General features: G+C 69.9%; 9 protein-coding genes. 7 read left to right on the top strand and 2 right to left on the bottom strand.

Translation table 11 applies throughout. The annotated features are described in order from the left end of the window. Positions 1 to 387 precede the first annotated feature (387 nt). Positions 388 to 1,872 carry a sigma-54-dependent transcriptional regulator gene (locus ACLBYE_RS26840; protein WP_020092001.1) on the bottom strand — a complete coding sequence of 495 codons (1,485 nt, stop codon included), beginning with the start codon at positions 1,870 to 1,872 and terminating at the stop codon, positions 388 to 390. A 250-nt stretch (positions 1,873 to 2,122) separates the two neighbouring features. On the opposite strand from ACLBYE_RS26840, the gene ACLBYE_RS26845 reads away from it, so the two are divergent. From ACLBYE_RS26845 to recJ, 7 genes are all read left to right on the top strand, one after another. Next, entirely contained in the window at positions 2,123 to 3,994 is a 1,872-nt protein-coding gene (locus ACLBYE_RS26845; protein WP_447696500.1) for a M3 family oligoendopeptidase, read from the top strand. Between the two features lie 109 nt (positions 3,995 to 4,103). After that, positions 4,104 to 5,465 carry an ABC1 kinase family protein gene (locus tag ACLBYE_RS26850; protein ID WP_447696501.1) on the top strand — a complete coding sequence of 454 codons (1,362 nt, stop codon included), beginning with the start codon at positions 4,104 to 4,106 and terminating at the stop codon, positions 5,463 to 5,465. Positions 5,466 to 5,587: 122 nt separating this feature from the next. Next, complete coding sequence (locus ACLBYE_RS26855; RefSeq protein WP_020092004.1) at positions 5,588 to 5,881, top strand: aa3-type cytochrome c oxidase subunit IV; 294 nt, start codon at positions 5,588 to 5,590, stop codon at positions 5,879 to 5,881. Positions 5,882 to 6,088: 207 nt separating this feature from the next. Further along, positions 6,089 to 7,318, top strand: coding sequence for a Re/Si-specific NAD(P)(+) transhydrogenase subunit alpha (locus ACLBYE_RS26860; protein WP_447696502.1), 1,230 nt, complete (start codon positions 6,089 to 6,091; stop codon positions 7,316 to 7,318). A gap of 24 nt (positions 7,319 to 7,342) precedes the next feature. Continuing rightward, positions 7,343 to 7,798, top strand: a complete 456-nt coding sequence (locus ACLBYE_RS26865; protein WP_020092006.1) for a proton-translocating transhydrogenase family protein — start codon at positions 7,343 to 7,345, stop codon at positions 7,796 to 7,798. Between the two features lie 4 nt (positions 7,799 to 7,802). Beyond that, positions 7,803 to 9,200 (top strand): NAD(P)(+) transhydrogenase (Re/Si-specific) subunit beta, encoded by a 1,398-nt coding sequence (locus tag ACLBYE_RS26870; RefSeq protein WP_447696503.1) that lies wholly within the window; start codon positions 7,803 to 7,805, stop codon positions 9,198 to 9,200. Between the two features lie 132 nt (positions 9,201 to 9,332). Next, on the top strand, positions 9,333 to 11,150 hold the full coding sequence (gene recJ, locus ACLBYE_RS26875) for a single-stranded-DNA-specific exonuclease RecJ (RefSeq protein WP_447696504.1): 1,818 nt from the start codon (positions 9,333 to 9,335) through the stop codon (positions 11,148 to 11,150). A gap of 12 nt (positions 11,151 to 11,162) precedes the next feature. On the opposite strand, the gene ACLBYE_RS26880 is transcribed toward recJ, so the two are convergent. Continuing rightward, entirely contained in the window at positions 11,163 to 11,657 is a 495-nt protein-coding gene (locus tag ACLBYE_RS26880) for a CAP domain-containing protein (protein WP_447696505.1), read from the bottom strand. Positions 11,658 to 11,787: the final 130 nt, after the last annotated feature.

The following is an 11,787-nucleotide window of genomic DNA, read 5'->3' on the forward strand; positions in this document are numbered from 1 at the left end:
TACGACCCGACTTGGGGTAGCGGGGACATCGGCGGCCGGCTGGTCCAGCGCGGCCGTCGCGGCGCGGAGGGAGGCGGCCGGTGCCAGCGTGCCGCCGAGAAGGGCGGCCAGCGCGATGAGGCTGGAGCGCGGGACGCGCATCGTGATCTCCCGGGGCGCGGCGGCAGGACCGCACGCTCAGATTGTGATTATCCGCGCAAGCGTGGCTTTGAGCAACCGCAGTTATCGCGAATAGAGGCTCGGTCCTGCAGATGAATGTGTCATTTCTAATGCTGCTCAGCTTACGATCCGCTCAATCATCTGCCGGCGCGATGCAGCAGGGCCGACGATTTCAGCGACCTTGGCCGAAACGAATGCGCGCGGTGCGCTAGCGCACGCCGCGCCCGATCAGGCCGCGTCCTCGGTTTTGTCGTCCTCCTCCAGCCCCAGATCCTTGAGCTTGCGGTAGAGGGTGGAGCGTCCGATGCCGAGGCGGCGCGAGACCTCCGACATCCGCTGCCGGTAGAACTGGAGCGCGAAGCGGATGATCTCCGCCTCGAGGACGTCCATCGGCTTCATCTCGCCGGTCTCCTCGGCGACCAGCGACATGGCGTGCGGGTCGCGGACCTCGACGCGGACGATCTCGCGCACCGGTTCGGGGGCGTAGGCCGGCATCTGCGGCTGGACCGGCGCCGCCGGGATCCGCACGTCGAAGCCCTCGACCTGCGCGGCGATCTGGGGGAATTCGGAGACGGTCAGCTCGTCGCCGTCCGCCAGCACGACGGCGCGGAACAGGGCGTTCTCCAGTTGCCGGACGTTGCCCGGCCAGGGATAGCGCGTGAGCAGGGCCATGGCCTCCGGGCTGATCGCCCGCACGCGCTTGCCTTCCTCGGCCGAGAACCGCGCACAGAACGAGCGGACGAGATCCGGGATGTCCTCGCGGCGCGCCCGCAGGGGCGGCAGCGTCATCGGGAAGACGTTCAGGCGGTAGTAGAGGTCCTCGCGGAACTTGCCCTGCTTCACGAGGTCGAGCAGCGACCGGTTCGTCGCCGAGACGAGCCGGATGTCCACCCGCACCGAGCGCTTGCCGCCGACGGGATCGACCTCGCCCTCCTGGAGGGCGCGCAGCAGCTTGACCTGCGCGTCGAGGGGCAACTCGCCGATCTCGTCGAGGAACAGCGTCCCGCCCGAGGCCTCGACGAACTTGCCGGCGTGCTTCTCGGTGGCACCGGTGAACGCCCCCTTCTCGTGGCCGAACAGCGTGGATTCCACCAGGTTCTCCGGGATCGCCCCGCAATTGACGGTCACGAACGGCTTGCCGCGCCGGTCGCCGGACCCCTGGATCGCCCGGGCCAGCACCTCCTTGCCGACGCCGGACTCTCCCTCGATCAGAACGGGGATGTTCGACTTCGCGGCCCGCTCGGCGAGGCGGATCACCCGCTCCATGTCGGGGCTCTTCGAGGTGAGATCCTTGAAGGTGAGCGCCCCGGAGGCGCGACGGCGCATGCGGCGCACCTCCTCCTCGAGCGTGTCGACCCGCAGGGCGTTCTTGATCGAGACCTGGAGCCGCTCCGCGCCCGCCGGTTTGACCACGAAATCCACGGCGCCGGCCCGCATGGCGCTGACCACCGTGTCGATGGATCCGTTGGAGGTCTGGACGATGACCGGTGTGGCGAGGCCGCTCTTGCGCATCTCGGCCAGGACGCCGAGCCCGTCGAGCCCCGGCATCACGAGGTCGAGGAGCACGACGTCCGCACCCTCGGATCGCAGCAGGGTCAGCGCGTCCGCACCGGTCTCGGCGATCCGCGCCTCGAAGCCGAAGCGGCGCACGGCCGCCTCGGCCAGGCGCCGCTGGACCGGATCGTCATCCACGATGAGCACGGTGGCGGACATAGCGGCTCCCTGAACGGCGCGCGAAGGCCGGACACGCGACGCGGGTTCGACCCGGTCGCGGCCTTCCGATTCGGCGACTGTTTCGTTTCGAGCCGTAGGGTGGCCGACAGTCGTAAAGTGCCGCTTAACGACGTTTGCGCCGCGTCGTCACCGATCGCGCGCCGGTGCGACGGGCCCTCCGCGTTGAACGCGTGGCGGCACGCTCGATATCAGGGTACGGGGCCGGAGCCCTTGGAGAGGATTGCACACCATGATGCCGAGCCACACCGCCTCGCCGGTGACTGTCCGCCTGCCGGAGGGTGTGAGTGCCGCGCGCGCCGCCGCGAAGGCTGCCGACCTCGGCCATCTTCCGGAATGGGACCTCACGGACCTCTATTCCGGCCTCGATGATCCGAACTTCTCCGGCGACATGACCCGCGCCGAGGAGGAGTGCCGCCGCTTCTCCGAGACCTACGCCGGCCGGATCGCGGACCTCGCCGCAGGCCCGGACGCCTCCGCGCGGCTGGCCGAGGCGGTGCGCGCCTACGAGGGCATCGAGGACCTGCTGGGCAAGCTCATGTCCTTCGCGGGTCTCGTCTATTCCGGCGATACCACCGACGAGGCGCGCGCCAAGTTCTACGGCGACACCCGCGAGCGGCTGACGAGCGCCTCGGCGGATCTCCTCTTCTTCGCCCTGGAACTGAACCGCGTCGACGATACGGCCATGAACGCCGCGATGGCGGAGGGACCGCTCGCCCACTACGCGCCGTGGATCGAGGACCTGCGGCGGGAGAAGCCTCACCAACTCGACGACCGCACCGAGAAGCTGTTCCTCGAGAAGTCGGTCACGTCGAACGCCGCCTGGGACCGGTTGTTCAACGAGACGATCGCCGCGCTGCGCTTCACCGTGCAGGGCGAGGAGATGCCGCTGGAGCCGACGCTCAACAAGCTCCAGGACCCGGACGGCGCGGTCCGCAAGGAGGCGGCCGGCGCGATCAGCGCGGTGCTGCGCGGCCAGCTGCGCGTATTCACGCTCATCACCAACACGCTGGCGAAGGACAAGGAGATCAGCGACCGCTGGCGCGGGTTCAAGGACGTCGCGGACGCGCGCCACCTGTCGAACCGCGTCGAGCCCGAGGTGGTGGAAGCCCTCGTCGACGCGGTGCGGGCAGCCTATCCCCGCCTGTCCCACCGCTACTACACGCTGAAGGCGAAGTGGTTCGGGCAGGAGGCGCTGCCCTACTGGGACCGCAACGCGCCGCTGCCCCGCGTCGAGCAGCGCACGATCCCGTGGACGGAGGCCCGCGACACGGTGCTGTCCGCCTACGACGCCTTCTCGCCGAAGATGGCGGGGATCGCCCGGCGCTTCTTCGACGAGCGCTGGATCGACGCGCCGACCCGCCCCGGCAAGGCGCCGGGCGCCTTCGCGCATCCGACCGTTCCCTCCGTCCACCCCTATGTGCTGGTCAACTACCAGGGCAAGCCGCGGGACGTGATGACGCTGGCGCACGAGCTGGGCCACGGCGTCCACCAGGTGCTCGCCGGGCCGAACGGGGCCCTCATGGCGCCGACGCCCCTGACGCTGGCCGAGACGGCGAGCGTCTTCGGCGAGATGCTGACCTTCCGCCGGCTCCTCGCCGCGACCACGGACACGACCCAGCGCCGGGCCATGCTCGCCGCCAAGGTCGAGGACATGATCAACACGGTGGTGCGCCAGATCGCCTTCTACTCGTTCGAGCGGAAGGTCCATCTCGCCCGCGCCAAAGGAGAGCTGACCACCGACCAGATCAACGCGCTGTGGCTGTCCGTGCAGGCAGAGTCGCTCGGTCCGGCGATCACGCTGGATTCCGGCTACGAGCCGTTCTGGGCCTACATCCCGCACTTCATCCACTCGCCGTTCTACGTCTACGCCTACGCGTTCGGCGATTGCCTGGTGAACTCGCTCTACGGCGTCTACGCCCGGGCGGAGGACGGCTTCGTGGACCGCTACTTCGCGTTGCTCGCGGCCGGCGGCTCGAAGCCCTACGGCGAGTTGCTCGCGCCCTTCGGCCTCGACGCCAAGGACCCGGGCTTCTGGCAGATCGGGCTCGGCATGATCGAGAGCATGATCGTCGAGCTCGAGAGCATGGAAGGACAGGCCTGAGCCGAGCGCCGCGGACCCGGTCGACCCCCGCGGCGCAGGGACCCACGCCCCTGGTTCGTGGCCGGGGGCGGCTTATCTGCGCATCATCGTCAGACAAGCAGATCGAGTGATGGCCGAGACCGACCGCGAAGCCAACCGCTTCTCCGCCCGCGCCGGGCGCTACGCCAGCGTGGGCGCCAACGTCGGCGGCGTCGCCGCCCGGATGGCCGTGGCACGGCTGTTCGGAAAGGAGGGCACCACCAACGCCGCCGCCTTGGCGCAGGCGCTGGGCGGTCTGAAGGGCCCGATCATGAAGGTGGCCCAGCTGCTGGCCACCGTCCCGGACCTGCTCCCGCCCGAGTACGCGACCGAGCTGCAGAAGCTGCAGGCGGACGCCCCGCCGATGGGCGCGGCCTTCGTCCGGCGCCGGATGCAGTCGGAGCTCGGCGCCGGCTGGCAGGAGCGCTTCGGCAGCTTCGACCTCAAGCCCGCGGCGGCGGCCTCGCTGGGCCAAGTCCATCGCGCGACCACCAAGGACGGCGAACGGCTCGCTTGCAAGCTCCAGTACCCGGACATGCAATCGGCCGTGGAGGCCGACCTGAAGCAGCTGGAGGTCGCGTTCGCGCTTCACCGCCGGATGAACACGTGGCTCGACACGCGCGAGATCGCCAAGGAGATCGGCGCCCGGGTGCGCGAGGAACTCGACTACGAGCGCGAGGCCAAGCACGCGGCCCTCTACGGGGCCGTGCTCAAGGACATCGCGGCCGTGCGGGTGCCGCGCGTTCATCCGGAACTGTCGACGAAGCGCCTCCTGACGCTCGGCTGGCTCGACGGGGACAAGATCCTGGGCTTCGCCGACGAGGCGGTCGAGGTGCGCAACCGGATCGCCCAGGCGATGTTCAAGGCCTGGTGGCACCCGTTCAGCCGGGCCGCGGTGATCCACGGCGACCCGCATCTGGGCAATTACACCGTGTTCTCGGACGCCGGCGAGGCCGCGGGAATCAATCTGCTGGACTACGGCTGCGTCCGGATCTTCCATCCGCGCTTCGTCGGCGGCGTCGTGGATCTCTACCGCGGCCTGTTGGAGAACGACGATGCCCGCATCGTCCACGCCTACGAGGTCTGGGGATTCAAGGATCTCGACAAGGAGAAGATCGAGATCCTGAACATCTGGGCCCGCTTCATCTACGGGCCGCTGCTCGAAGACCGCACCCGCACCGTCGCCGACGGCGTGAAGCCGGGCGAGTACGGTCGCCGACAGGCCTTCCAGGTCCATCAGGCCCTGAAGGAGCGCGGGCCCGTGACGGTCCCGCAGGAATTCGTCTTCATGGATCGCGCGGCCGTAGGGCTGGGCGCCGTGTTCCTCCACCTCAGATCTGAACTCAACTACCACCGGTTGTTCGAGGCCGAGATCGAGCATTTCTCGCTGGATGAACTCACGAAACGCCAGGGCCGGGCGCTCGCCGAAGCCGGTCTGCCGAAACCGGCCTGATTCGGCGCGAAGATCCACCGGGAGAGCGATCAACTTGCGTGCGTCCGATTGCGGCAGGTAAACGCTTGAGCTACATCCGACCGCGACCGCAAGAAGTCGCGTCTTAGGGAAACGAGCGCACGATGGCCGAGAGTGACACGGTGGCCGGGCACACCTACAGCCCGGCGATGGACGCGACGACGCACGAGCAGACCTATCGCGGATTTGTCCGGTTCGTCGAAATCGCCACTGGCGTCGTCATCTGCTGGGTGCTGGCCCTCGCCATCGGCGGGATCCGCGAAGCGTGGCTGCTGGCCATCGTCGGCGTGATCGCCTCCGGAGCCGCCGGCGCGGTGGGCGCCCTCGCGCCGGCCGTGGGGTGGAAGGCCCCGCTGGTCGTCGGCATTCTCCTGGTCCTCTACCTGTTCTTCGCCTGAGAGGGCCGCAAGCGGCGGCGTCGAGCGTCGCCGCGGATGACGAGCCCGCTCGCAATCGCCGAACGGGATGCTGACGCATTGTTGGCAATTAAATTGGGCGCAAGTTACATTCCGGCCGCATCCATCGCGGTATCGTAGATCCGCCTCTCGAAAAGCTGCGCCGGTTCGCGCATTCGAAAGGCCGAGCTTTTCCAGGGGAACCCTCGCATGCGCATTGCTGTGCTGTCCGAGACGGACTCCGCGGAGCCGCGCGTCGCCGCGGTTCCTGAGACCGTCAAGAAATTCAAGACCCTCGGTGCCGACGTCGTGGTGCAGTCCGGGGCCGGCCAGAAGGCCGGCATCCTGGATTCCGAGTACGAGGCCGCCGGCGCCAGCATCGCCGGGAGCGCCGCCGATGCCGCCGGAAATGCCGACCTTGTGCTCAAGGTCCGGCGCCCGAGCGCCGAGGAGCTGCCGCAGCTTAAGCGCGGCGCCACCGTGATCGCGATCATGGACCCCTACGGCAACGAGGACGCCCTCAAGGCGATGGCCGAGGCCGGGATCGACGGCTTCGCCATGGAGCTGATGCCCCGCATCACCCGTGCGCAGGTGATGGACGTCCTGTCCTCGCAGGCCAATCTCGCCGGATATCGCGCGGTCGTCGACGGCGCCGCCGAGTACGGGCGGGCCATGCCGATGATGATGACCGCCGCCGGCACCGTGCCGGCCGCCCGCGTCTTCGTCATGGGCGTCGGCGTGGCCGGCCTCCAGGCCATCGCGACCGCCCGCCGGCTCGGCGCGGTCGTCACCGCAACCGACGTCCGGCCCGCCACCAAGGAGCAGGTCGAATCGCTCGGCGCCAAGTTCGTCGCCGTCGAGGACGACGAGTTCAAGCAGGCCGAGACGGCCGGCGGTTACGCCAAGGAGATGTCGGCCGAGTACCAGAAGAAGCAGGCGGAGCTGGTCAAGGGCCACATCGCCAAGCAGGACATCGTCATCACCACCGCGCTGATCCCGGGCCGGCCGGCGCCGAAGCTCGTCTCCGAGGAGATGGTGGCGTCGATGAAGCCGGGTTCGGTCCTCGTCGATCTCGCGGTGGAGCGCGGCGGCAACGTTGCCGGCGCCAAGGCCGGCGAGGTCGTCACGAACGACCGCGGCGTGAAGATCGTCGGCCACGTCAACGTGCCGGGGCGGCTCGCCGCCACTTCGTCGAGCCTCTACGCGCGCAACCTCTACGCCTTCGTCGAGACTCTGATCGACAAGGAGTCGAAAGCGCTGGCCATCAACTGGGACGACGAGTTGGTGAAGGCCACGAACCTCACCCGCGACGGCTCGGTCGTCCACGCATCCTTCCAGCCCAAGACCGATGGCGCAGCCTCGGAAGCCGCCTCCGTGGGGCTGGCCAAGTCGGAGGCCAGCAAGGCGTCCGGTGCGGCCACCCCGGCGGGCGCGCAGTGAAGCCTGGCCGAGAGGAGTAGCAGAATGGCAAACGTCATCGTCCCTCCCGATCAGGCGGCCGATCAGGCCCGCGTGCTGGCCGACGCCGCGCGCGCGGCGGCCGCGGTGGCGCGCAACGCCGCCGACCAGGCGCAGGTCATCGCCGACGGCATGGGCCACGGGCTCAGCGCCGCCACCGGCGGCGCGGTCGATCCGACCGTGTTCCGGCTCGCGATCTTCGTGCTGGCGATCTTCGTCGGCTACTACGTGGTCTGGTCGGTGACCCCGGCCCTGCACACCCCGCTCATGTCGGTAACCAACGCGATTTCGTCGGTGATCATCGTCGGCGCGATCCTGGCGGTCGGCGTTCCGCTGATCGAGAAGGGCACGGGCCTCGCCCGGTTCTTCGGCTTCATCGGCATCGTACTCGCCAGCGTGAACATCTTCGGCGGCTTCCTCGTCACGCAGCGCATGCTCGGCATGTACAAGAAGAAGGGCTGAGCCGGTGTCAGAGAACGTCTCCTCCCTTCTCTATATCGTCGCCGGCGTCCTGTTCATCATGGCGCTGCGGGGGCTCTCGCACCCCACGACCTCCCGGCAGGGCAACCTGTACGGCATGGTCGGCATGGGTCTCGCCATCCTGACCACGCTGGTCGGCCACCCGCCGGCGGGTGCCGGCGCCTGGATCCTCGTCCTGCTAGGTTTAGGGCTCGGCGGCGGCGTCGGCGCGGTGATCGCCAAGCGCGTGCCGATGACCGCGATGCCGCAGCTCGTCGCGGCCTTCCACTCGCTGGTCGGCCTCGCGGCCGTCTTCGTGGCCGCGGGCGCCCTCTACGCACCGCAGGCGTTCGGCATCATCGAGAATGGCCACTTCCACAAGCAATCGCTGTTCGAGATGGGTCTCGGCGTCGCCATCGGCGCCATCACCTTCACCGGCTCGGTGATCGCCTTCGCCAAGCTCGACGGGCGCATGTCCGGCAAGCCGATCATGCTGCCCCAGCGCCACCTCATCAACGCGCTGCTGGCCGCCGGCCTCGTGCTGCTGATCGCCCTGTTCATCGGCACCGAGTCGAAAGCGATCTTCTGGCTGATCGTCATCGCCTCGCTGGTGCTGGGCGGCCTGATCATCATCCCGATCGGCGGCGCCGACATGCCGGTGGTCGTGTCGATGCTCAACTCGTACTCGGGCTGGGCGGCGGCCGGCATCGGCTTCACCCTGGGCAACCTCGCGCTGATCATAACCGGCTCGCTGGTGGGCTCCTCGGGCGCGATCCTGTCCTACATCATGTGCCACGCGATGAACCGGTCGTTCATCTCGGTGATCCTCGGCGGCTTCGGTGGCGACACCGCCGCGGCCGGCACCGGCCAGGTCGAGACCCGGCCCGTGAAGCAGGGTTCGGCCGACGACGCGGCCTACATCATGAAGAACGCCGAGCGGGTCATCATCGTCCCGGGCTACGGCATGGCGGTCGCCCAGGCGCAGCACTCCCTGCGCGAGATGGCCGACATGCTGAAGAAGGAGGGCGTCGACGTGAAGTACGCCATCCACCCGGTGGCGGGCCGCATGCCGGGCCACATGAACGTGCTGCTGGCCGAGGCCAACGTGCCCTACGACGAGGTCTTCGAGCTGGAGGACATCAACGGCGAGTTCCCGCAGGCGGACGTCGCCTTCGTGATCGGCGCCAACGACGTCACCAACCCGGCCGCCAAGACCGACAAGGCCTCGCCGATCTACGGCATGCCGATCCTCGACGTGGAGAAGGCCAAGACCGTGCTGTTCATCAAGCGCGGCATGGGCTCCGGCTACGCGGGCGTGGAGAACGAGGTCTTCTTCCGCGACAACACCATGATGCTGTTCGGCGACGCCAAGAAGGTCGTGGACAGCGTGCTGAAGTCGCTCTGAGACCCAGGTCTCCGGCAGCGTCGAGGGGCGGGCAGCGATGCCCGCCCTTTCTCGTTGCGGCGGTTCGCGTTCGGCATCGCTGTTGCGGCGGGGCGCAAGATTCCCCGCGCCGGCCGGTGTAGGGTGGCGCCCGTGTCGTCCGCTCCGCTCCTCGCCGAATTGCCGCCCTTCCTGGGTGTGGCCGCCTCCGTGACCGGCCGGCGCTGGCAGGAGCGCTGCGGCGGCGCGGCCGTCCAGAATCACATCGCCAAGATGGTCCAGGCCCACGGTCTGCCGGAATTGCTGGCCCGGGTGCTCGCGGGACGCGGGATCGTACCGGAGGCGGCCCCCCGCCACCTCGCGCCGCGCCTGCGCGACCTGATGCCGGATCCCGATACGCTGCTCGACATGGGAGCGGCCGTCCGCCGCCTCGTCCGGGCGGTGAAGCGCGGGGAGACCGTGGCGGTCTTCGGCGATTACGACGTCGACGGCGCCGCGAGCGCGGCCCTGCTCGCGGGGTACCTCCGCGAGCTGGGCTTGCGCGCGCCGATCCACATTCCCGACCGGATCACCGAGGGCTACGGACCCAACATCGCGGCGATCACCGCGCTCGCGGCCGAGGGCGCGACGCTCCTCGTCTGCGTCGATTGCGGGACGAGCGGCCACGCCCCCCTCGAGGAGGCCGAGAAATCCGGCCTGGACGTCATCGTCCTCGACCACCACGCGGCCTCCGAGGTGCTCCCGCCGGCCCGCGCCGTGGTCAACCCGAATCGCCTCGACGACCTCTCGGGCCTCGGCCATCTCTGCGCCGCCGGCATCGTGTTCCTGACCCTGGTCGCGCTGAACCGCGCCCTGCGGCAGGAGGGCTTCTTCGGCGGCCATCGTCCCGAACCGCAGCTCACCGACGCCCTCGATCTCGTCGCCCTGGCGACCGTCGCCGACGTCGTGCCCCTCACGGGCCTCAACCGGGCCTTCGTGACCCAGGGCCTCACGGTGATGCGCCATCGCGGCCGGACCGGGCTCGCGGCGCTGCTGGACGCCGCCTCGCTCGGCGAGCCGCCGGAAGCCTGGCATCTCGGCTTCGTCCTCGGGCCGCGCATCAATGCTGGGGGCCGCATCGGCGATTCGGCCCTGGGCGCCCGCCTGCTGACCACGGCGGACCCGAGCGAAGCGGCCCGGATCGCCGCCGACCTCGATCGGCTGAACCGGGAGCGCCAGGCCATCGAGGCGCAGGCCGTCCTGGAAGCCGAGGCCGAGATGGACCGGGCGCTGACGCTGGATCCGGCCCGCACCGTGCTGGTGACCGCCAGCGCCGAGTGGCACCCCGGCATTGTCGGCCTGATCGCCTCGCGGTTGAAGGAGCGCTTCAACCGGCCGGCCTTCGCGTTCGCGATCCGCCCGGATGGCACCGCCACGGGGTCGGGACGCTCGATCCCGGGCGCGGATCTGGGGCTCGCGGTCCGCGCCTGCGTCGAGGCCCGGCTCGCCAGCAAGGGCGGCGGCCACGCCATGGCGGCCGGCGTCACCGTGCGGGCCGACGACATCCCGCGCTTCGAGGCACATCTGGCTATGCTGCTCGGCGCGAGCGTCGCGGTGGCCCGCGCCGCCGACGCCCTGCTCATCGACGGCGGCCTCAGCGCCGGCGGCGCCACCGCGGAGACGGTCCGGCTGCTGCAGCAGGCCGGCCCGTTCGGCCAAGGCGCGCCCGAGCCGCTCTTCGCGCTGGGCCGGCATCGCCTCGTCGATGCCGGCGTGGTCGGCTCGAACCATGTCCGGGCGCGCCTGCGCAGCCGCGACGGTCAGGTCGTCGGAGCGATCTGCTTCCGCGCGGCCGAGCGGCCGCTCGGCCTGGCCCTCCTGAACGGGATCGGCCGGGAGATGCACGTGGCCGGGACGCTGTCCTGCGACCGCTGGCGCGGCGCCGAGCGTGCCCAGCTCCGGATCGTCGATCTCGCGCCGTCCGAACCCTGAGACACCCCGGCGTCAGGTCCCGGCCATGACGAGCGCCCAAAAGCGCTTGTACCGCGTCGTGGGGGCATCGACCCGGGCGATCCCGATCCTGCGGATCTGCGGGAGCAGCATGTTCTTGTTGTGCTCGGGACTCGCCTTCCAGCGGGCGAGCACCTGCTCCAGGGTCTCGGACCCGGCGCTGAGATTCTCGGCCGCCCAGGATCTCGCGAGACCGGCCGAGGCCATGCGCGAGGTGAAGCTGCCGCCGACATCGTGGCTGAGCTGGCCGCGGCGGGCGTTGTTGCCGGCCTGGAAAGCCGCCGCCTTCACGAGTGCCGGATCGACCACGACCGGGCTCAGGCCGTGCTGGACCCGGTAGGCCGAGATCGCCGCGGCGGCCGCAACCTCGTCGAGCACGGCGGCGTGCGTCGCGTTCTCGACGGACGATTCGGGCAGGACCGAGAGACCGCCGCACCCGTTGAGGGCCAGCAGGAGGGTGGCGGCGATGGCGCGACTGAGTTTGGGCACGGTCCGGACGGCGTTGCGTGAGACGGGACCGCTTCCCTCCGGCGCGGTTGCGGCGAAAGCGCGGCGCGCGGCGCGCCGGCAGGATCCCGCCGACCGGCGTGGCGCCAGCGCCACGCCGGGCCGCGGGATC

The organism is Methylobacterium sp. A52T (assembly GCF_053346095.1).

Excerpts from the sequence above, each read along its gene's own strand:
- ACLBYE_RS26840 (WP_020092001.1), bottom strand. The coding sequence starts at position 1,872 with ATGTCCGCCACCGTGCTCATCGTGGATGACGATCCGGTCCAGCGGCGC.
- ACLBYE_RS26845 (WP_447696500.1), top strand. The coding sequence starts at position 2,123 with ATGATGCCGAGCCACACCGCCTCGCCGGTGACTGTCCGCCTGCCGGAG.
- ACLBYE_RS26850 (WP_447696501.1), top strand. The coding sequence starts at position 4,104 with ATGGCCGAGACCGACCGCGAAGCCAACCGCTTCTCCGCCCGCGCCGGG.
- ACLBYE_RS26855 (WP_020092004.1), top strand. The coding sequence starts at position 5,588 with ATGGCCGAGAGTGACACGGTGGCCGGGCACACCTACAGCCCGGCGATG.
- ACLBYE_RS26860 (WP_447696502.1), top strand. The coding sequence starts at position 6,089 with ATGCGCATTGCTGTGCTGTCCGAGACGGACTCCGCGGAGCCGCGCGTC.
- ACLBYE_RS26865 (WP_020092006.1), top strand. The coding sequence starts at position 7,343 with ATGGCAAACGTCATCGTCCCTCCCGATCAGGCGGCCGATCAGGCCCGC.